This is a genomic window from Corynebacterium jeikeium (assembly GCF_000738175.1).
Lineage (GTDB): Bacteria > Actinomycetota > Actinomycetes > Mycobacteriales > Mycobacteriaceae > Corynebacterium > Corynebacterium jeikeium_C.
On record NZ_JFCH01000059.1, the window covers coordinates 140,989 to 162,571 of the forward strand.

General features: G+C 63.8%; 17 protein-coding genes. 7 read left to right on the top strand and 10 right to left on the bottom strand.

From position 1 onward, the window contains the following. Positions 1–42 precede the first annotated feature (42 nt). The 6 genes from whiA to secG all read left to right on the top strand — a co-directional run bounded on the left by whiA (position 43) and on the right by secG (position 7,691). A complete protein-coding gene (whiA, locus tag JQ46_RS10210) occupies positions 43–1,029 on the top strand; it encodes a DNA-binding protein WhiA (protein WP_034987972.1) in 987 nt (328 codons plus the stop codon). Positions 1,030–1,194: 165 nt separating this feature from the next. Beyond that, entirely contained in the window at positions 1,195–2,202 is a 1,008-nt protein-coding gene (gap, locus tag JQ46_RS10215) for a type I glyceraldehyde-3-phosphate dehydrogenase (RefSeq protein WP_005294824.1), read from the top strand. Between the two features lie 173 nt (positions 2,203–2,375). Further along, positions 2,376–3,587, top strand: coding sequence for a phosphoglycerate kinase (locus JQ46_RS10220; protein ID WP_034987974.1), 1,212 nt, complete (start codon positions 2,376–2,378; stop codon positions 3,585–3,587). An 80-nt stretch (positions 3,588–3,667) separates the two neighbouring features. Next, the gene (gene tpiA, locus JQ46_RS10225) at positions 3,668–4,453 is read left to right on the top strand and encodes a triose-phosphate isomerase (protein WP_034987976.1); all 786 of its coding nucleotides are present in this window, start codon (positions 3,668–3,670) and stop codon (positions 4,451–4,453) included. A gap of 12 nt (positions 4,454–4,465) precedes the next feature. Beyond that, positions 4,466–7,312, top strand: a complete 2,847-nt coding sequence (gene ppc / locus JQ46_RS10230; protein ID WP_034987979.1) for a phosphoenolpyruvate carboxylase — start codon at positions 4,466–4,468, stop codon at positions 7,310–7,312. 139 nt (positions 7,313–7,451) lie between these two features. After that, complete coding sequence (gene secG, locus JQ46_RS10235) at positions 7,452–7,691, top strand: preprotein translocase subunit SecG (protein ID WP_034987982.1); 240 nt, start codon at positions 7,452–7,454, stop codon at positions 7,689–7,691. 25 nt (positions 7,692–7,716) lie between these two features. On the opposite strand, the gene pgl is transcribed toward secG, so the two are convergent. The 5 genes from pgl to tkt form a co-directional block, all read right to left on the bottom strand. Next, the gene (gene pgl / locus JQ46_RS10240; RefSeq protein ID WP_011273573.1) at positions 7,717–8,550 is read right to left on the bottom strand and encodes a 6-phosphogluconolactonase; all 834 of its coding nucleotides are present in this window, start codon (positions 8,548–8,550) and stop codon (positions 7,717–7,719) included. Further along, entirely contained in the window at positions 8,547–9,623 is a 1,077-nt protein-coding gene (locus JQ46_RS10245; RefSeq protein ID WP_034987985.1) for a glucose-6-phosphate dehydrogenase assembly protein OpcA, read from the bottom strand. The genes pgl and JQ46_RS10245 overlap by 4 nt, the downstream gene beginning before the upstream one ends. Before the next feature lie 64 nt (positions 9,624–9,687). Further along, positions 9,688–11,250 carry a glucose-6-phosphate dehydrogenase gene (gene zwf / locus JQ46_RS10250; RefSeq protein ID WP_034987986.1) on the bottom strand — a complete coding sequence of 521 codons (1,563 nt, stop codon included), beginning with the start codon at positions 11,248–11,250 and terminating at the stop codon, positions 9,688–9,690. A 61-nt stretch (positions 11,251–11,311) separates the two neighbouring features. Next, a complete protein-coding gene (gene tal / locus JQ46_RS10255) occupies positions 11,312–12,424 on the bottom strand; it encodes a transaldolase (RefSeq protein ID WP_034987988.1) in 1,113 nt (370 codons plus the stop codon). Between the two features lie 48 nt (positions 12,425–12,472). Next, positions 12,473–14,563 carry a transketolase gene (tkt, locus tag JQ46_RS10260; protein WP_034987990.1) on the bottom strand — a complete coding sequence of 697 codons (2,091 nt, stop codon included), beginning with the start codon at positions 14,561–14,563 and terminating at the stop codon, positions 12,473–12,475. A 239-nt stretch (positions 14,564–14,802) separates the two neighbouring features. Between tkt and JQ46_RS10265 the strand changes: the two genes are divergently transcribed. Further along, positions 14,803–15,759, top strand: a complete 957-nt coding sequence (locus JQ46_RS10265; RefSeq protein WP_272944697.1) for a heme o synthase — start codon at positions 14,803–14,805, stop codon at positions 15,757–15,759. Between the two features lie 17 nt (positions 15,760–15,776). Here JQ46_RS10265 and JQ46_RS10270 read toward each other — a convergent pair whose 3' ends face one another. The 5 genes from JQ46_RS10270 to mptB form a co-directional block, all read right to left on the bottom strand. Then, the gene (locus JQ46_RS10270; RefSeq protein WP_237744803.1) at positions 15,777–16,373 is read right to left on the bottom strand and encodes a hypothetical protein; all 597 of its coding nucleotides are present in this window, start codon (positions 16,371–16,373) and stop codon (positions 15,777–15,779) included. A gap of 261 nt (positions 16,374–16,634) precedes the next feature. Beyond that, a complete protein-coding gene (locus tag JQ46_RS10275; RefSeq protein ID WP_034987996.1) occupies positions 16,635–17,696 on the bottom strand; it encodes a COX15/CtaA family protein in 1,062 nt (353 codons plus the stop codon). A gap of 71 nt (positions 17,697–17,767) precedes the next feature. After that, the gene (locus JQ46_RS10280; RefSeq protein WP_034988001.1) at positions 17,768–18,559 is read right to left on the bottom strand and encodes an ABC transporter permease; all 792 of its coding nucleotides are present in this window, start codon (positions 18,557–18,559) and stop codon (positions 17,768–17,770) included. Further along, positions 18,556–19,554: an ABC transporter ATP-binding protein gene (locus JQ46_RS10285; protein WP_034988004.1), complete on the bottom strand. Its 999-nt coding sequence runs from the start codon at positions 19,552–19,554 to the stop codon at positions 18,556–18,558. The genes JQ46_RS10280 and JQ46_RS10285 overlap by 4 nt, the downstream gene beginning before the upstream one ends. A gap of 30 nt (positions 19,555–19,584) precedes the next feature. After that, positions 19,585–21,324: a polyprenol phosphomannose-dependent alpha 1,6 mannosyltransferase MptB gene (mptB, locus tag JQ46_RS10290; RefSeq protein WP_034988006.1), complete on the bottom strand. Its 1,740-nt coding sequence runs from the start codon at positions 21,322–21,324 to the stop codon at positions 19,585–19,587. Positions 21,325–21,583: the final 259 nt, after the last annotated feature.

Below are 21,583 nucleotides of genomic sequence, written 5' to 3' on the forward strand. Positions count from 1 at the left end.
TCGGGATACAAGAGCCAAAAGAAACAAAAAGAAGGGAAGCCCGTGGCACTGACGGCTGATGTGAAGGCAGAGCTAAACCGAGTTTTGGTGGCCCGCCACGACGTAATGACCGCCGAGGTCGCCAGCCTGCTGCGCTACACGGCCGCCCTGCACCTGGTGGGCAAGAAGATCGTAGTGGAGTCCGAAGTCGACTCGGTGGAAACCGCCCGGCGGCTGACCGACATGGTCGAGCAGCTGTTCAAGATCGAGCCGGAGCACCAGATCATCGGCGCGGGTAACCTGCGCCGCCGCCCACGTCACGTGTTGCGCTGGACTGAAGGCGGCATGGAGCTGGCCCGCCGTACCGAACTGATTGACCGCGTGGGGCGGCCCGTTCGCGGCCTGCCGCGGTTCATCATCGGCGGTACCAAGGACCAATGCGTGGCGGCCTGGCGCGGCGCCTTCCTGGCCCACGGCTACATCACCGACCCGGGCCGATCCTCGGCACTGGAGGTGCAGACGCCCTCCAACGAAGCTGCCTTGGCGCTGGTGGGCGCTGCCCGCCGCATCGACGTGACAGCCAAGACTAAGGAGGCCCGGGGAGTCAACCGCGTGGTGATTCGCGACGGCGATTCTATCGGGCGGTTGCTAATGCTGATGGGCGCCCAGGACACCCGTGAGGTGTGGGAGAAGCAGCGCCGCACCCGGGAGAACCGAGCCAAGGCCAACCGGTTGGCCAACTTCGACGATGCTAACCTGCGCCGCAGCGCGCGTGCCGCCGTCGCCGCTGCAGCCCGCGTGGAGCGCGCCCTGAAGATCCTGGATAATGACGTTCCTCAGCACCTGGCCCAGGCCGGCCAACTGCGTGTTGAGCACAAGGAGGCCTCCTTGGAGGAGCTCGGCCGCCTGGCGGAGCCGCCGATGACGAAGGACGCGGTGGCGGGTCGCATCCGCCGACTGCTTTCTATGGCGGACAAGCGCGCTGAGGAGCTGGGGCTGCCGGATACGCACTCCGCGGTGACCTCGGAGCTGTTTAACGACGTCGACTAGTACCCCCCCCCGTCCCAAAGGGGGGTTAGTAATCGCTGCGAAGCTGGTGGGGCGCAGGTACTCTCGGAGGTGTCGGCGTGAGGGTCGAGGGCTTGGTTTATAAAGCCGTGGGCCTTGGCGTCTAGATCGAGGTAAATGTAGACGCTCTGTTTAGGAGATCAACTTATGACTATCCGTGTTGGCATTAACGGCTTTGGCCGCATCGGCCGTAACTTCTTCCGCGCTATCCGTTCCCAGGGCGCTGACATCGAGGTCGTCGGTATCAACGACCTGACCGACAACAAGACCCTGTCCGTACTGCTGAAGAATGACTCCGTGATGGGTCGCTTGGACGCAGAGGTCGAGTACGACGACGAGTCCATCACCGTCGACGGCAAGCGCATCGCCGTTTCCGCTGAGCGCGAGCCGAAGAACCTGAAGTGGGGCGAGCTGGGCGCGGACATCGTTATCGAGTCCACTGGCTTCTTCACCGACGCTGAGGCTGCCAAGGCTCACATCGAGGCCGGCGCCAAGAAGGTCATCATCTCCGCTCCGGCGAAGAACGAGGACGCAACCTTCGTCGTCGGTGTTAACCACACCGATTACGACCCGGAGAACCACCACATCATCTCCAACGCATCCTGCACCACCAACTGCCTGGCTCCGCTGGCCAAGACTCTGGACGAGGAGTTCGGCATCGTCAAGGGCCTGATGACCACCGTCCACGCTTACACCGGCGACCAGCGCCTGCACGACGCTCCGCACAAGGACCTGCGCCGCGCCCGCGCCGCAGCCGTGAACCTGGTTCCGACCTCCACCGGTGCAGCTAAGGCCGTTTCCCTGGTTCTGCCGCAGCTGAAGGGCAAGCTGGACGGCTACGCAGTCCGCGTTCCGGTTATCACCGGCTCCCTGACCGACCTGACCTTCGAGGCTGAGAAGCCGGTCACCGTCGAGGCCGTTAACGCTGCGCTGAAGAAGGCTGCCGAGAACGAGCTGAAGGGCATCGCTAAGTACTCCGACGACGCTCCGCTGGTCTCCACCGACATCGTCGGCGACCCGCACTCCTCCGTCTTCGACTCCGGCCTGACCAAGGTCATCGACAACCAGGTCAAGGTTGTCTCCTGGTACGACAACGAGTGGGGCTACTCCTGCCGCCTGGTCGACCTGGCCACCTACGTCGGCGAGCGCCTCTAAGTCGCTTACCGGCCGAAAGTCCGTTTAGGACGATTTAGGACAATGACGGGTTCGGCTCCGATCGCCGCACGTTAGCGCGTCGCGCCGATCGAGTCGACCCGTTTTCTCTTATTCATACAAACCCGCTTTAACCCAAAAGATTTAACCCCAGCAGAAAATTTAAGGAGCTTCCCATGGCCATCAAGACCGTTCAAGATCTGATCAACGAGGGCGTACAGGGTCGCCATGTCCTGGTCCGTGCTGACCTGAACGTCCCGCTGTCCGACGGCAACATCACCGACCCGGGTCGCATCGATGCCTCCGTCCCGACGCTGAAGGCTTTGCTGGAAGCCGGCGCCCGCGTAGTCGTCTCCGCACACCTGGGCCGCCCGAAGGGCGAGTTCAAGGACGAGTTCTCCCTGGCCCCTGTCGCCGAGGCTCTGGCCGAGCGCCTGGACCAGTGGGTACCGCTGGCCACCGACGTCACGGGCGAGGATGCCCACGAGCGCGCCAACGGCCTGGACGACGGTGACATTCTGCTTCTGGAAAACGTCCGCTTCGACGCCCGCGAGACCTCCAAAGACGAAACCGAGCGCACCGAGTTCGCCGGCGAGCTGGCTGCACTGACCGGTGACAACGGCGCCTTTGTCTCCGACGGCTTCGGCGTGGTTCACCGCAAGCAGGCTTCTGTCTACGACGTGGCCAAGAAGCTCCCGCACTACGCTGGTGGCCTGGTGGAGGCCGAGCTCAACGTGCTGCGCAAGGTATCGGAAGCTCCGGAGAAGCCCTACGCCGTCGTGCTGGGTGGCTCCAAGGTCTCCGACAAGCTGGGCGTCATCGAGGCACTTGCTCCGCGCGTGGACAACCTCATCATCGGCGGCGGCATGTGCTTCACTTTCCTCGCAGCCAAGGGCTACGAGGTCGGCGGCTCCCTGCTGCAGGAAGACATGATCGATACCTGCAAGGACCTGCTGGAGCGTTTCGGCGACGTCATCGCGCTGCCCACCGACGTTGTGGTCGCAGAACGCTTCGACAAGGATGCTGACCACCGCACCGTCGACCTGAACTCCATCCCCGAGGGCTGGATGGGCCTGGACATCGGCCCGGAGTCCGTTAAGACTTTCGCCGAGGTTCTCTCGAAGTCCAAGACCGTCTTCTGGAACGGCCCCATGGGCGTCTTCGAGTTCCCTGCCTTCGCTGAGGGTACGCGCGGTGTTGCTCAGGCAATTATTGACGCCACCGCTGCCGGTGCATTCTCGGTCGTCGGCGGCGGCGACTCGGCCGCAGCTGTGCGCACCCTGGGGCTGGATGAGGAGGGCTTCTCCCACATCTCCACCGGCGGCGGCGCCTCCCTGGAGTTCCTGGAGGGCAAGGAGCTGCCGGGCGTTTCCGTCCTGGAGAGCTAAGCAAGCCCCCCACGTTTGCAAAACGAACCAGCTGCTCGCGCAGCAACCATCTAGAAAGAACTAGAGAGGCATAGACTTTCATGACCGCACGCAAGCCCCTTATCGCCGGCAACTGGAAGATGAACCTGAACCACCTGGAGGCCATGCAGGTTGTCCAGAAGTTCGTCTTCGCCCTGCCGAAGGAATACTACGAGTCCGTTGACGTGGCCTTCATCCCGCCGTTTACCGACATCCGCTCCGTGCAGACCCTGGTCGACGGAGACAAGCTGGCCATCACCTACGGCGGCCAGGATGTTTCCCAGCACGCCTCCGGCGCCTACACCGGTGAGGTCTCCGGCGCGATGCTGCAGAAGCTCGGCTGCACCTGGGCCATCGTTGGCCACTCGGAGCGCCGCCAGTACCACGGAGAGACCGACGAGGTAGTGGCCGCCAAGGCACGCGCCGCGCTAGACAACGAGCTGCAGCCCATCGTGTGCGTCGGCGAGCAGCTGGACGTCCGCGAAAAGGGCGAGCACGTAGATTTCGTCAAGGAGCAGACCAAGGCCTCCCTGGCCGGCCTGTCCGCAGAGGATCTCGCCAAGACGGTCATCGCCTACGAGCCGGTGTGGGCCATCGGCACCGGCAAGGTTGCCTCCGCCGAGGACGCGCAGGAGGTCTGCCGCGCCATTCGCGAGCTCGTCGCAGAGCTGGCGGGCGAGGAGGTTGCAGGTGGCATCCGCATCCTCTATGGCGGTTCCGTGAAGACCGATTCCGTCGGAGAGCTGGTCAGCCAGCCTGACGTCGACGGTGGTCTGGTCGGCGGGGCGTCACTAGACGGCGAAGACTTCGCCCGCCTGGCTGCCGCAGCAGCTAAGGCAACCGCCTAAGAAGCGATAGAGATGAGCAAAGACACGATCCGCGGCACCGCAATTCCCGTCGCTCCCGAAGAGATCGCCCACCCTGAGATCAGCCCGACGGTGCGGGACGATACCCGCTACCTGGGTCGCATCTTGGGCGAGGTGATCCGCGAGCAGGAGGGTGACTACACCTTCAACCTGATCGAAAACACCCGCAGCGCGGCTTTCGACCTGCGTTACGGCGAAATGCCTATCGAGGAGCTCGCCGAGCAGTTCAACAAGCTGCCGACTGAAAAGGCACTGCCGGTCATCCGCGCGTTCTCCCACTTCGCGTTGATGGCGAACCTGGCGGAAGACCTGTACGTCGAGCGGGTGCGTGACCTCGAGGAGGATCGCGGCAACACCGCGCCGCGCTCCACACTGGCCTACACCTGGCAGGAGCTGCACAACCGTGAGGTGCCGGAGGAGAAGGTCGCGGAGACCATGGCGAACGCTCTGGTAGCACCCGTTTTGACGGCGCACCCGACGGAAACTCGCCGGCGGACCGTGTTCGACGTGCAGACCGACATCATGAAGATGATGCGCCGCCGCGCACGTGTGCTCAAGGAGCTGAAGCTTAACCCCGATTCGGTGCGTTCGGCCCGTCAGCTGGCCGAGATCGAGTTGGTGATCCGCCGCCGGATGACGCTGCTGTGGCAGACGTCCCTGATCCGCAGCGTGCGTCCGCGCATCGAGGACGAGATCAAGGTGGGGCTGCGCTACTACGGCATCAGCCTGCTCAGCGAGATACCGGCCATCAACCGCCGCGTGAACGAGCACATGAAGGAGCAGTACGGAGACGTGGTGCCCCGCACCGCGGTAGTGCGCCCCGGTTCGTGGATCGGCGGTGACCACGACGGCAACCCGTACGTGACGGCGGAAACGGTGGGCATAGCCACGACCTTCGCCGCGCGCACTATCTTCGACCACTACCAGAAGACTATCTACGCGCTGGAGCACGAGCTCAGCTTGTCCTCCAAGTTCATTGACACGACCGAAGCGCTGGAGCAGCTGGCCGACCGTGGGCGCAACGACGTGCCTTCCCGCGTAGACGAGCCCTTCCGCCGCGCCCTCCACGGTATGCGTGGGCGCGTGGCTGCCACGGCCAAGCACACCCTGGGAGAGCCGGTGGTCTCCGGAGGCATCCACAAGGGCCACGAGCCCTATGCAAATCCGGCGGAGTTGTTGGCGGACATCGACACGGTCGACGAGGCTCTGCGTCACTCCATGGACGACCTGCTGGCCGACCACACCCTGGCGGACCTGCGGGAGGCCGTAGAGACCTTCGGCTTCAACCTGTACTCGCTGGATCTGCGCCAGAACTCCGAGAGCTTCGAGAACGTGCTGACGGAAGTCTTCGCCCGCGCGGGAGTGGCGGAGAGCTATGCCGAGTTGGACGAGGACGCGAAGGTGGAGCTGCTGCTGACAGAGCTGGCCAGCCCGCGCCCCCTTGCCGACCCGGAGGCCGAATGGTCGGAAGAGACCGCCCGCGAGCTCGGCATCTTCCGCGCCGCCGCGAAGGCTGCCAAGAAGTTCGGCGCGGAGGTGGTGCCGCACTGCATCATCTCTATGGCCTCGTCCGTCTCCGACGTGATCGAGCCGATGATCCTGCTCAAGGAAGTCGGGCTTATCCAGGCGAACGGCGAGCACCCGCAAGGATCCGTGGACATCATTCCGCTGTTCGAGACCATCGACGACCTTGCCGGTGGTGCGGACATCATGCGCCAGCTCTGGCAGTTGCCGCTGTACCGCAACTACGTAGCCGGGCGCGGAGATATCCAGGAGATCATGCTGGGCTACTCCGATTCCAACAAGGACGGGGGCTACTTCGCCGCCAACTGGGCGCTCTACGACGCGGAGTTGGCGCTGGTCGAAGCCTCCCGCGAGGCCGGGCTGTTCCTGCGCCTGTTCCACGGGCGTGGCGGCACCGTCGGCCGCGGCGGCGGTCCTTCCTACGACGCGATCCTGGCGCAGCCGAAGGGCGCGGTGCAGGGTGCGGTGCGCATCACCGAGCAGGGCGAGATCATCTCCGCCAAGTACGGCGACCCCGCCAACGCCTCCCGCAACCTGGAGGCTCTCGTTGCCGCGACCTTGGAGGCCAGCCTGCTGCCCGTCGACGACCTCGACGACCCCGACGTGGCCTTCGAGACCATGCGGCAGATCGCGGAGGAGTCTAGGAAGGCTTACTCTGCGCTGATGCACGAGGACCCGGGCTTCATCGAGTATTTCACCACCTCCACGCCGCTGGCGGAGATCGGCAGCCTGAACATCGGCTCCCGCCCCTCCTCGCGCAAGCAAACCACCGCGGTCTCGGATCTGCGCGCCATCCCGTGGGTGCTCAGCTGGTCACAGTCGCGCGTGATGCTGCCCGGTTGGTTCGGCGTGGGCAGTGCCCTGAAGCGTTGGATCGAGGATGGTTCCTCTGTTTCTGGTGACGCCACCTCGCGCCTCAACTACCTGCGGGAGCTCCACAGGCGCTGGCCCTTCTTCGACTCGGTGCTTTCTAATATGGCCCAGGTGATGTCTAAGGCGGACCTTTCCATCGCGCAGCTGTACTCCGAGCTAGTGGGCGATAGGGAGGCGGCGGAGCGCATCTTCGACGTGATCGTCGAGGAATACAAGCTGACCGTGGAGATGTTCCTGCAGATCACCGAGCGGGAAACCCTGCTGGCGGACAACCCGGAGCTGGTCAGCTCCGTGCGCAACCGCTTCCCGTACCTGGTTCCGCTGAACCTGCTGCAGGTGGAGCTGCTGCGCCGCTTCCGCGCCGGCGACGATTCCGATAGCGTGCGTTCGGGCATCCAGCTGACGATGAACGGTTTGGCCACCGCGCTGCGCAACTCGGGTTAGATAACTCGAGCTGGCAAGGGGACTAGAACGCCGCATCCCGCGTGGCAGGTTGTCACGCGGGGCTTATAGCGGGTAAATTCGTGGTGTTAATTGAACGTTTTAGTAAGTCGATTTCAAAAGAAGAGTTGAGGGTAGGGCATTGATCCTAACGCTGCAGATCATCCTGGTTATTACCAGCTTGCTGATGGGCCTTTCCGTGTTGCTGCACAAGGGTAAGGGCGGCGGCCTGTCCAGCCTGTTCGGTGGCGGCATGCAGTCCAACCTGTCCGGTTCCACCGTGGCGGAGAAGAACCTGGATCGCCTGACCGTGGGCACCGCAGTGATCTGGCTGCTGGCCCTAATCGGCCTGAACCTGGTTCTGCACTACGGCCTGGCCTAGAAGGCCAGACGACCGTTTAAACAACTTAAAGCAGTGGGTTGGCGGCCTCGTCAACCCACAGCAGCGTCGCCTTCGTACCGGAGGCCAAAGCTGCGGGCCATTCGGCGCCATTGCCGCCGTTAAACACCTGGCCCGCAGCTTCTTTCTTTTCCTCACCGCTGACTAGCAGCCACACCTGCCGGGAGCGGTTGACCGCCTGCATGGTCAGGCTGATGCGCTCTGCCGGGGGCTTCGGGCACTCGCGCACCGCAACCACCGAACCCTCGGCGTGCAGTAGCGCGTCCGTATGCGGGAACAGCGAGTTGATGTGCCCCTCCGGCCCCATTCCCAGCAGGTGGATGTCGAAGCCCTCGGGAGCCACCTGATCCACCGTCTTGCCGTAGAACTCCGCGGCGGCATCCAGCGCCGGGCCGTCGGCCTCCTCACCGGCGGCCAAGGCCGGAACACGGAACACGTTCAGAGAGGGGATGTTCACGTGGCGCAGCAGGGCATCGAAGGCCTGCTTGTCGTTACGCTCCGCGTCGCCCGCAGCCAGGAAGCGCTCGTCACCGAAGAAAACATATACCTGGGACCAGTCGATCGCGGTGACGGGGAAGTCCTCCGCCGTCTGCTGCGCAGCGTGATCCAGGGCGGCGATCTCCGCCAGAGTGGCGATGCCCGCCCCGCCGCCGGTTAGCACCACGCGGACGATGCCGTCGCCCGTCACGGTGTCCCCGGTGCGCTGCAGTTCCGCCACGGTGTTGATGAACTCGCGGGCTGCGGCGGTTGCCAGGTCCTGCTTGTTGTCGCGGGGACGCAGCTCCACCCCTGTCTTGTCGCTGACAACAGCGGTGCGGCGGTTATTCTGCGTGGGCTTCATCGTAGAGACTCCTGACCATCGAAGGCGTTATAGGTTTCGCGGGCATCGCGGGAGGTCCAGCGGTCCAGCTTGTCCTCTCGCGGCTCGGGGGTTTGCACACCACGATACTGTGACGTGCGGGGACCGCGGTCGGGCCGGTTCACCCGCACCAGGCCGCGGAGGGCATGCCCGAAGGCGTAGTCCGGGTCCAGGTGGCGCAGCTCCTCGGCCAGGCAATCAGCCAGTGCACGCCTGCCGAGGGTGACCATGGACTTCTGGTCGCCGACGGTCAGCGATACCGTGTTGGCGTCAATAACCTCAACCTCAATGGCTCCCACCTGGCGGTACAGTACAGCCTTTTCGATAGAGATCAGGCGATTGCCCTCCGCGTCCTCGTCATAGCGCCCATCGACCGTAACGTGCCTGGTCAACGGCACATCCAGGCGCTCGGCCAACCAGCCGGCGGCGATGTCCACGGACGGGTCGTGCTTTGGCCCCCACACCTCAGCGGACACGATAGGGTGGTGCGGCGGCTGATCCAACGCCGAGGCCAGGAGCCCACGCCACAGGGTGATGCGGCTCCACACCATATCCGAATCTCCGCGGGTGTACGTCATGCGGCGGCGGTAGAGGGCGTCCTCGTCCTCGTCCGTCAGCGAGTCGGTGATGCGGCGGGTCGCCAGCGCGCCGATGGGATCAGCGGCCGGGTTGCGCGGGCCAGTGCCGGGCCACCAGGCCACGATCGGGGTGTCGGGCAGCAGCAGGGGAGTCACCACGGAGGCGCGGTTGGCGGACAGCTCGCCGTGCAGGTGCATGATGATGATCTCGGAGGCGCCGGCATCGCCGCCAATGCGCAGCTGTGCGTCCAGCAAGGACTCTTCGTTGCGATGCATAACCAGCACAATCACGCGAGCGGGGTGCTCGCGGGAGGCGTCGTGGGTGGAGGTGATAATGCGGTCGAGGTCATCGTCCTCGCTGGTCACGACGATGAGGGTAAGCACGCGCCCGCTCGTGACGTCGCCGCGTTCTTCACGCAGCGCGCGGATGCGCCGCTCGATGTCTTTAGTCTTGGTGTTCGGTAAGTCGATGATCATGGGCGTTTAGTGAGCGCTCCTCGCGCGGTCGGAGGGGTAGGTGGGGAAGGAACGAACGGCGGCTTTAGGGGCGACGCCACTGCCGCCCGGACCGGGACAGGATCTCTTCGGCGCCCTTCGGCCCCCACGTGCCGGCGGGGTAGTCTTCCGGGCGCCCGTGGAGGGCCCAGTGATCCAGGATCGGATCCAGGATCTTCCAGGACAGCTCCACTTCCTCGTTGGTGGGGAACAGGCTCGCCTCGTCCAACAGGGCATCCAGGATCAGGCGCTCGTAGGCCTCGGGGGATTCCTCGGTAAAGGACTCGGAGTAGCTGAAGTCCATGTTCACGTCGCGGACCTCCATGGCCGAGCCCGGAACCTTAGAGCCGAAGCGCACCAGCACGCCCTCCTCGGGCTGCACGCGGATGACCAGCATGTTATTACCCTGGGCAGTGGTCTGTCCCGGACCGAACGGCAGGTGTGGAGCCTCCTTGAACACAATAGCGATCTCCGTCACACGGCGCCCCAGGCGCTTGCCGGTGCGCAGGTAGAACGGCACCCCGGCCCAGCGGCGGGAGGAGATCTCGAAGGTAGCCGCGGCGTAGGTTTCCGTGGTGGACTCCGGGTCGAAGCCGTCCTCTTGGCGCAGCCCCTTCACCGGAATCGAACCCTGCCAGCCGGAGGTGTACTGCCCGCGCGCCGTAGTCTGCGCGAAAGGCCCCACCGGGGTTGTTGCGCGCAGCACCTTCACCTTTTCTGCCTGCAGCTCCTCCGGGTTGAACGTCACCGGCTCTTCCATAGCGACCAAAGCCAGCAACTGCAGCAGGTGGTTCTGGATCACGTCGCGGGCGGCGCCGATGCCATCGTAGTAGCCAGCGCGTCCGCCCAGGCCGATGTCCTCGGCCATGGTGATCTGCACGTGGTCCACGAAGTGCGCATTGAACATTGGGTCGAACAGCTGGTTGGCGAAGCGCAGTGCCAGGATGTTCTGCACCGTCTCCTTGCCCAGGTAGTGGTCAATGCGGAACACGCTGGATTCCGGGAACACGCTGTTCACGATTTCGTTGAGCTCGTGGGCCGACTGCTCGTCGTGGCCGAAGGGCTTCTCGATGACCACGCGGCGCCAGCCGTTGTGCAGCTCTCCCAGCTCCGGATCCGGCTTGGCCAGCCCGGAACGCTCGAGTTGGTGGCACACGCTGGGGAAGTGGTCCGGCGGGACGGACAGGTAATAAGCCCAGTTGCCCGCGGTACCGCGCTCGTTGTCGATCTCCCGGGTTTTCTCCGCGAGGGCGTCAAAAGCAGAATCAGTGGTGAAGTCGCCGGTGACGAAGAAGATACCCTCGGCGAGGCGATCCCACACGTTCTGGCGCCACGGGGTGCGCGCGTGCTCCTTGACGCACTCCAGGACCTGCTCCTCGAACTGCTCCTTCGACCAGTCGCGGCGACCGTAGCCGATCAGGCTGAAGCCGGGCGGCAGCAGTCCACGGTTAGCTAGGTCGTACACGGCGGGTAGCAGCTTCTTGCGCGCCAGGTCGCCGGTTACGCCGAAGATCACCAGGCCGCAGGGACCGGCAATGCGCGGCAGGCGCTTATCCAATTCGTCGCGCAGCGGGTTGCGCCATTCCTCGGCGGAAAAGGGAAGTTGCACTTGTCTAAAGTCCTATTTTCCTTGGTTGGTGGGTGGGTGAGTGCCGCTCGAGCTGATTGAGCTACTTGGCTTCTAGCTGCGCGGAAAGGGTGTCCAGCAGCTCGTTCCAGGAGTCCACGAACTTTTCCACGCCCTCGTCCTCCAGCACGGTCCATACCTCGGCCAGGTTCACGCCGACCGTATCCAACCGGGCGAACAATTCGCGCGCGTCCTCCGCGGTGCCGCTGAGGGAATCGCCGTGGATCTCGCCGTGGTCGATCGTTGCGTCCAGGGTGTTCTCCGGCATCGTGTTCACGGTGTACGGTCCGGCCAGCTCGGTCACGTACAGAGTGTCTGGGTACTCGGGGTTCTTTACTGAGGTGGACGCCCACAGTGGTCGCTGAACGTGCGCTCCCTTATCGGCAAGTGCGGTCCAGTCGCGGTTGTTGAGCAGGCGCTCCTCGAAGGCGGCGTAGGCCAGCTGCGCGTTGGCCACGCCGGCCTTGCCCTTGAGCTGCTTGGCCTCGTCGGTGCCGATGCCATCCAGGCGCTTGTCGATTTCGGTGTCCACGCGGGAGACGAAGAAGCTGGCCACGGAGTGGATCTTGGTGAGGTCCTTGCCGGCCTCAGCGGCACGGGAAATACCGGCAATGAATGCCTCCATCACCTGGATGTAGCGGCTGACGGAGAAGATCAGGGTCACGTTCACGTTGATTCCCTCGGCCAGCACGTCGGTGATGGCGGGCAGGCATTCCTGCGTGGCGGGGATCTTGATCATCAGGTTCTCGCGCCCCACCTTCGCAGCCAGCTCCTTGGCCTGTGTGACGGTGGCCTCGCGCTCGTTGGCCAGGCGCGGATCCACCTCGAGGGAGACTCGGCCGTCCACACCATCGGTCTTCTCGTAAATGGGCAGGAAGACGTCGCAGGCGTCCGCCACGTCGTCCGCCGCCATCTCGAACACCGCGCTGCCAGCCGGAGTGCCAGCGGCGGCGAGCTCGCGGAGCTGCTCGTCGTAAGCCGTACCCTGGGACATCGCGTTGGCGAAGATGGCCGGGTTCGTGGTCACGCCGACCACGCCCTTGTTCTCAATGACCTCAGCGAGGTTGCCGGTGCGCAGGCGGTCGCGGGACAGGTCGTCCAGCCACACGGAGGTGCCGGCTTGTGCAAGTGCGTCGATGTTGGCGGGGGTGCTCATGTAAGGAATCAGTCCTTGGGGTGGGGTTGGGGTTAGCTCAGGTGGGGCTTACTTGTTCGCCGCGATGGAGTCGTGCGCAGCGGCGACGACTGCCTCGGAAGTGATGCCGAACTCGCGGTAGAGAGTCTGGTAGTCAGCCGAAGCGCCGTAGTGCTCCAGGGAAACGGTGCGCCCGTTCAGGCCGACGAAGCGGTGCCACGGCATGGAGACACTGGCCTCGACGGAGACGCGAGCCGTTACGTCGCTCGGCAGGACCTGCTCCTGGTACTGGGCATCCTGCTCGAGGAACCACTCCATGACCGGCATGGAAACCACGCGGGTGCCCACGCCCTGGCTCTCCAGCTCCTTGGCGGCCTCCACGGCCAGCTGTACCTCGGAGCCAGTGGCCAGCAGGATGACCTCCGGAGTGTCCGTCGATTCCTCGACCAGCACGTAGCCGCCGCGGGCCACGCCCTCGGCGGCCTTGTCCTGGGTTCCCTCCAGCACGGGGACGTTCTGGCGGGTCAAGACCAGAGCCTTCGGGGACTCCTCGGCCTGCAGGGCAGCCACCCAGCCGGCAGCGGTCTCGTTGGCGTCCGCCGGGCGGATAACCGCCAGGTGGGGGATGGCGCGCAGGGAGGCCAGGTGCTCGACCGGCTGGTGGGTGGGGCCGTCCTCACCCAGGCCGATGGAGTCGTGCGTCCACACGTGGTAAACATCCGACTTCATCAGTGCACCCAGGCGCACCGCACCGCGGGCGTAGTCGGAGAACTGCAGGAACGTTGCGCCGTACGGGCGGGTCGGGCCGTGCAGGGCGATGCCGTTCAGGATGGCGACCATGCCGTGTTCGCGGATACCGAAGTGCAGGTTGCGGCCGCCCGGCTCCGCGGTGAAGTTACGGGTGCTGATGGCCTCCGGGCCGAAGCTCGGGGAGCCCTTGATGATGGTGTTGGTGGAGCCAGCCAGGTCGGCGGAACCACCCCACAGCTCCGGCAGGGTCTTACCTAGAGCCTGCAGGGTGGCCTCCGAAGCCTTGCGGGTAGCCAGGGACTCGCCGGCCTCCCAGCTGGGAACCTCGGCGTCGAAGTCCTCCGGAAGTTCGCGGGAGTACAGACGGTCGAACAGAGCCTTGTTCTCCGGGTTGTTCTCCGCCCAGGCGTCAAAAAGAACCTGCCACTGCTTGTGTGCCTCCGCGCCACGATCGATCAGACCGCGGGTGTGGGCGATTACGTTGTCCTCGACCGGGAACGGCTCGTCCGGGAAGTCCAGGGCCTGCTTGATGCCCGTGATCTCCTCCGCGCCGAGGGCAGCGCCGTGGGAAGCGCCGGTATCCATCTTCGTCGGGGCGGGGTAGGCGATAACGCTGCGCAGGCGGATGAAGGTGGGGCGGGAAGTCTCGGCCTTGGCGCGCTCGACAGCGTCCAGGATGCCCTCGACATCCTCACCGGTGACCTCGAGGGTCTGCCAGCCGTATGCGGCGTAGCGCGCGGAGACATCCTCGGTGAAGGCGATCTCGGTCTGGTCCTCGATGGAGATTCCGTTGTCGTCCCAGAAGACGATGAGGTTGCCCAGCTGCTGGGTTCCCGCCAGGGAGGAAGCTTCGGAGGTCACGCCCTCCTGCACGTCGCCGTCAGAGGCGATGACGTAGATGAAGTGGTCGAAGGGGGACTCGCCGGCCGGTGTCTGCGGATCGAACAGGGCGCGTTCGCGGCGGGAGGCCATTGCCATGCCCACCGCGGATGCCAGGCCCTGGCCCAGCGGGCCGGTGGTGATCTCCACGCCATCGGTGTGGTGAACCTCCGGGTGGCCCGGGGTCTTGGAGTTCCAGGTGCGCAGTGCCTGCAGATCCTCCAGCTCCAGGCCGAAGCCGCCCAGGTACAGCTGAATGTATTGGGTCAGGGAGGAGTGGCCTGCAGAAAGCACGAAGCGATCCCTACCTACCCAGTGCACGTCCTGCGGATCGTGGCGCAGCACTCGCTGGTAGAGGGTGTACGCCAGCGGCGCCAGGCTCATTGCCGTGCCGGGGTGGCCCGAGCCGCAGTTCTCTACGGCGTCTGCGGCCAGCACGCGGGCAAGGTCGACCGCGCGCGTGTCGGTCTCCGTCCAGTCCGCCGGGTAGTTGCGCACCGTGAGTGCCTGCTGTTCTGGGGAGAGAGTCACTGTCAGTTGCCTTTCTTCATCAAGCCGAATACCCCATACATACTAATGGTCGTAGTCGCTCGCCGTGGCCAGTGGGCGCAGTTGCAGGTCGGAATTTCGGGGCAAAAATTTTTTGCATCCTGCGGGAACTATTTGGAGCTCCCGTACGACCATATGTAGATGGGCGAGTGCAGGCTCTGTTTCGGCCTGCACCCCGCGCTCGGGTAGCGTTAGACGCGATTCGGAAAACTTTCGAGAAGGTGGAGGCGAGGCAGCCGGTGAAGACATTCGCTGAGACGGCCAAGGCGTATCTAGCACTGACCAAACCCAGGGTCATTGAATTGTTGCTGGTGGCCACGATCCCTGCGATGTTGCAGGCAGCGCGCGGCGAAGTGAACTTCGGCCTTATCCTCCTCACGCTCATCGGTGGCTGGATGGGCGCCGGCGCGGCTAACACGTTCAATAACGTGGTGGATCACGATATCGACCAGCTGATGCGCCGCACCCGCCGCCGTCCCACTGCCCGCCAGACCGTCTCGGTCAGCGAGGCTCGTATCTTCGCCTGGGTGCTGCTGATTGCCTCTGTGCTGTGGCTGGGTTTCTTGTGCCACTCGTGGCTGGCCGCCGGCTTTATCGTGCTGACGAACTGGTTCTATGTTTTCGTCTACACCAAGTGGCTGAAGCGTCGCACCTGGCAGAACGTCATTTGGGGCGGCGCTGCGGGCTGCATGCCGGTGATTGTTGGCTGGGCCGTTATCACCGATAACAGCGGCGGTGCTTTCCACGCCGGGTGGTCTTCGTGGGTTCAGGCGCTCATTTTGTTCATGGTTATTTTCTTTTGGACGCCACCGCATACCTGGGCTCTGGGAATGCGCTACCGCGAGGACTACGAGGCCGCGGGCGTGCCCATGATGCCCGTGGTCAAGCCTCCGCTGCAGGTTACGCGCCAGATCCTGGCTTACACCTGGGCGACCGTGATCACTTCGCTTCTTCTTGTCCCGGCTGCTAGCTGGATCTACTTGGCTGCCGCACTGATTTCCGGCGGCTGGTTCATTATCAAGGCTCACCTGCTGCACCAGGGCGTGAAGAACGGTACGCCGGTGAAGCCGATGCAGCTGTTCTTCCTATCGAACAATTACCTGTCTATCCTCTTCGTCGCTCTCTCCGTGGACGCGGTACTGGGTTGGCAGACGCTCGCTCAGGCAGTGCTCGGCTAGCATCACGACAAAGAAGATCACCAAGCCGTCCTGAGCCAGTTGCGTTCGGCGAGGTTGAATATGGCTTCGCACTGTTGGTGCGTGAGTCCGGGGTCGAGTTCGGCGTGTGTCTGCCCGGGAAAGCGACTTATACCGACGATCGCCCATCCGTTATTGTTCCAGCCATTCGCGACAGCGGTTTGCGCCGATGAGGCCATATTGCAACGCGTGCGATACCAGTCGGGCCGGGCCTTCATCTCGAATTCAAAAGACTGCATCTGCCGGAACGAGCCATCCGGATAGAGCACTTGGAGAGGCGCCCGGTAGTAGTACAAAAAAGTCTTGCCTAAATTATTGCCCTTTCGCAAAACCCTGCGAGTGTGATAAATCTGCCCGACTAGCGCCGGGTAGTAATCGATCCAGTCATTCTTCCAGGCAGTAGCTATTCTCCTGCGCCGAGAAAGTGTGCTGTTGATCAAAAAGCCCACGGCCATGACGAAGGCGATCCCACCGATAAAGAAGAAGGCGTTCATGAAATGGAGACTGTCGCCCGTGGAATCCGCGCCGCGAGCACTACCGAATGGCATCATGAGGGCGATGACTGCAAAGACAACACCGAAAAGTCCAGCTGCCACGAGGATAAAAACACGTAATGGCACATCCTGTGAGTACGGCGGAGGACCCGCCGCGCTCACGGCTTGAAAGCTCCCGCTGCTATCCCGCATCGGATTGGGGGGTGGAGTAGTAGTGTTCGCCCCGCCCGGGCGCCAGTGGAGTGTCCACCCCCGAAATGAACTCCAGGGTGGTGCGCGGCATGCGCGTCGGCTGAGTCATGATTCGGCACCCTTCGTCGCTGACAACTAGACGATACTCTTTGGCTCCGAATCTTAGCCGTACTAGGCTCCGACGGTCTCTTGACGCTGACTGTCACCGGTCGTCGTGCCCGTGAAGGTGGCATTGCCACCGCTGTAGCGGGACTTCAGGGCCCAGAGGAAGCCGGTGGCTGCGGTGGTAAGCCCCGAGCCAATAACGTGGATCGGCACCGACCAGCGAGGAACACCCAGCCAGTACTGCATGATGCCGACGATGGCCTGCAGAATGATCGCGGCGATCACCCAGTAGGAAGCCGTCTTGATGCGGTGCTCCAGGTTCAATGCGAACACGCCCGCCAACAGGCCGACGGTTAGGCCCAGGTAGAGGTACATGAAACCGGCGTGGATGTGCGCCATGTCGATGAGCGGCACCTGCAGGCGGTGCTCCGGAAGAATCGCCTCGTCGCCCGCGTGAGGGCCAGCACCTGTCACCAGGGTGCCGGTGATCAGGACGACCGCCAGACTCAGCGCAGATCCATCAGTGAGGATGCGCAGCGGGCGCGGCATCAGTGGCTGCATCTCGCCATCATCGGGCTCGCCGATGCGCACCACCAGTTTCGCTGCCAGGAAGACTAGCAGCATGCTGGGAAGGAAGTGCAGGGCAACGGTCCACCACATCAGATCCATGTGCACAGTGATGCCACCCAGCACGGCCTGGACGATAATGCCGATGCCCTGGACGAAGGCCAGGTGGAGAATCGCGGAGCGCCGCGCCGCGCGCACCACCGCAATGAAGCACACCAGGGCGGCAACGATCACTACAAACGTCAACGTCCGATTGCCAAACTCAATCAACTGATGAATCCACGGCGCGGAACCAGCAACAGGAAACAGAGAGCCCGGGTGGCACTGCGGCCACGTGTCGCAACCCAAGCCGGAGCCCGTAACGCGCACCAAAGAGCCGGTGAAGGTAATTCCCGTCTGGCAGGCCAACAGGATGATGGCGAAGAGCCGCTGGCGCCGAATCGTCGGCGCGGTAACGGGCCGAGGGAAGCCAAACCTGCGGTCGGCTGCATGTGCAAAGGCGTACAGCTTCAGCAGCGCTCTGACGAAGGGATTGTTCTCCTCCGCGGCGCGTTGTTTCATTGTCTCAAGCACGCCCTTAAGACTATCGGAAGCCCACGTGGAGGGGCTAATTGCCGCTTCCCGATCCTCCGCTAGTCGCTCTCCATGGTGAAGCGGAAAAGCTTCAGTGCGAGGACCGAGCCGATCACGGCCCACACGGCTAGGCTCAGCAGTGCCAACCAGTTGAATCCACCGGCAACTACGGCGGTGTGGAAGCCTTCCATCAGCGCCACAGAGGGCACGGCCATGAGGAAAGCATTGACGTTTTCACCGGCCGGGGTTGCCATGGTGGCGAACACAGCCGCGCCCAGTAGAACGAACCAGATCGTGTTGCCCAGCGCCAGCACCAATTCTGAGCTCAGGGTGCCGCCCAGCAGCAGGCCCAGGCTGGTGAAGGCCGCCACTCCCAGCACCGCCGTCACCAGGGCAGCGGGCAGCCCCACGATGTCCGGGCGCCACCCCAACGCAAACGAGGCGATGGAAAGCACCAGCACCTGCAGCAAGACCACGATGCACACCGCGACGACCTTGCCCGCGATCAGCGCCCAGGTGGGCACGCCCGCCGCGCCGATGCGCTTTAGAGCCCCATAGCGCCGGTCGAAGGCCACTGCGATGGCTTGTCCAGTGAAGCCCGCGCCCATCAGCGCGATCGCCAAAGCCATGGGAAATATGCGTGTCACTGCGTGGGATGCGTCATCGCTGGGAATCAGCGTCAGACCAATAAGCAGCCCCAGCGGAATGACCATAGAGAGCAATTGCTGCTCCCCGTGGCGCAAGAACAACAACGATTCGATCTTGGCCTGGGCCTTGACGATGTCACCAGACTTCGCCTGCTGGGGTGCAGGGGCAAAGAGACCCGGCTCGAAGCGACTGGTGGTACTCATGAGCGGATGTCCTTTCCGGTGATAGAGAGGAAGACGTCCTCCAGCGACTGCCTGTTGACCTCGAGTTGGCTGATCATCACGGATTCATCGGCGAAAGCCTCGGCCACCGCTGCGACCAACTGCGGGCTCAGCCCCTCGGCCTCGATTCTGAAGTGGCGGGGGCGCAGCTCGTCCACCGTCACCGGCTCCTCCGCACGCTTGGCAATGGCCGCGGAGACAGCGGGGAGTGCGGCGTCGGAATCAACCTGCACCGACAGCCACGCACCGGTGGAGTTCGGGTCACGGCTCGACATCATCTCCTCCGGTGTGCCCGAAGCAACCACGCGACCGGAATCAATGATGACCACCTGGTCGGCCAGAGCCTCAGCCTCGTCCATCAGGTGGGTGGTCAACACCACCGCCACGCCGTCGCGCTTCAGCGAGGCCACCAGATCCCACACCGCCAGACGCGATTGAGCGTCCAGGCCGGCGGTCGGCTCGTCCAGGAACACCAGTTCGGGGCGCCCCACCAGCGCGCAGGCCAGGCTCAGGCGCTGTTGCTGACCGCCGGATAGGCGCCGGTAGGGAGTCTTTTCGTGGCCGGTCAGCCCGACGGTCTCGAGCAGCCAGTCGGGATCCAAGGGGTTTTTCGAGTATGACGCCACCAACCGCAACATCTCGCCCACGCGGATTCCGGGGTACGCGCCGCCACCTTGCAGCATTACCCCGATGCGACTGCGGACCTCATCCGATTCGACGGCCGGATCCTTGCCGAACACGCGGATGGTGCCCTCGGTGGGGCGGATGAAGCCCTCGCACATTTCGACGGTCGTGGTCTTGCCCGCGCCATTCGGGCCTAGCAGTGCGAGCACCTGGCCGGCGGACAGCTCAAGGCTCAGTCCGTCGACGGCGCGACGTTCACCGTAGGTCTTGACTACGTCGCGGAGCTGAAGCACGGGAGAGCCAGCCCGTGCTTGGGCTGCTTGGGTTGCCTGGGTTTCAGGTCTTGTGGTCATGATGTGAAAGTCTAGCCCCCTAGCAGTGTTTTACGTAGTAGCGGCTGCTGCTCGCCGGAGTTTGGTGGAGCGAAACGACAGGGCCTCCGCCAGATCCGCGTTGCGGGCCGCAAGAGCCCGTAGGACCACCAACGCCACCAGGAAGAACACGAGGCTCATCGCATAGATGTAGATCACGGTGGAATTTGGCAGGGAGAGTCCGCGGGGGAGGATGAAAAAGCTGAACACCACCGAGTAGATCACGGCGGTGAGGTGGAACGCGCGCCGGTTCGCCCAGGCCGCGAGGGGGAGAATCGCCCACAGGAGGTACCAGGGGTGAACGACGGGGAAAAAGAGCACCAGGATGAGGGTGGCCACGCCCAGCCCGCCTACGGGGTGGATACGGCCGCGGAAAGAGGCCCACAGCATGCGGACGACCCAGAACGCGCCCACGAGCAGGCCGAGGGTCCGAAAGACAATGAGCGCCGAATCGGTGTGATCGCCCAGCCCCAGCAGGGCACCGAGCGCTCCAGAGGACAGGCCGAGGGAGGTGGTGATCGACATCCAGGAGATGATCTCCGCAGCGCCACCCTGGGAGGTGATCCAGCCGAAGCCGACCCCGGTGAAGATGGAGAATGCGACAGAGGTTACTGCTGCGACCACTACGGCGACGGCCGCTGCGTTGAAGAGATCCACCAGGCGCCCGCCAAACCAGCGGGCGAGTGCGGCACCGGCAAAGCCCAGGCCGATGAAGGCCGTGACTTTGACTAGGCCGGCCATTGTAATCAGGCCAAAACCGCCGATGATGAGTATCCAGCGGCTGGTGAGGGGGCGTTCTTCGTTATCCACGCCGCGCAACACAAGCTCCAGGCCTGCGAGCAGCAGTCCGATCAAAGCAGCTTCGTTGTGGATGCCACCGACCAGGTGCAGGATCGCCAGCGGGTTCAACACGCCAAGCCACAACGCAGCTCCACTCGACACGCCACAACGCCGCGCCAACCGGACGAGAGCCCATCCACTTAAGGCCAACCCCAGAATGGCCACTAATCGGTGCAGCACAATGCCGAGAATGATGGAGTTATTGGTCAGCATGGAAATAACTTCGCCATAACCCAGCGCCACCGGCCCGTAAGGCGCGGGGGAGTGCGCCCACATCAGCGGCACAGAGCGGGCCAGGGGGTCGTCAATGCCCAGCAGGTCTACAGGTCCGGCGCCGTAAGGGTCCCAGCCCTTCGCGGCAATCGCCCCCTGCGCCAAGTAGGAGTAAATATCCTGGGTGAACAGCGGCGGGGTGACCATGAGCGGGGTGACCCACACGAAGAATGTGCGCCAGTAGGTCCGCACCGGGATTGGGTGATTAGGCCTGCCAGGGGCGGAGACAGCGAAGGTGAACAATAGTAACCAGCCGTAGACCAGAAAGCCGATGCCCACGAAAACCAGGACGGTCGTGGAGTGCAGCATCCGCGCCAACGTGTTCACGCCGGGGAAGTCCCAATAGGGATTGTGAATCACGGGGAACGCGCCGGCACCCAGGCCGCCGACCGTGATCAGCATGGTGCCGAGGGCTCCCAGGAAGACGGCAGCGTAGAGCCGCATAGAAAGCGCGCGGCTCAGGGGCTGTAGCTGCAGGGAGCTCTCCGGCACGTTGTCGCCGTCCGACTCGGAGTGCAACTGTGCCGAACGCGACCCCGCCAGCCCCAGTTGGGGCAATTGCTCCTGGAACCTCCGCCAGGGCGCCAGGAGACGCGACCCCCGAGGAGAGCTCGGGGTGGCTGAGGTGGGGGTAGTCATAGGTGCAGATACTACCGAATGTCGCAAGCAATCTTCTTCAGCCATGGCCGTGACCAGCGCCACAAAGAAAACCCGCGAGTTCTGCGGCAGTGAACTGCTCCCCATTAGTTGGACTGAGAAATCAGTTACCGACTAGTGGGGAGTAGTTTTCATTGAGAGCACGAAGTTCGCTAAGTGAGCATCAGCGCGAGCAGTTGGTTGAACTATTTGAGCAAGGCATGGGTTATACAGCCGCTGCCAATGCCCTTGGTGTCTCCAA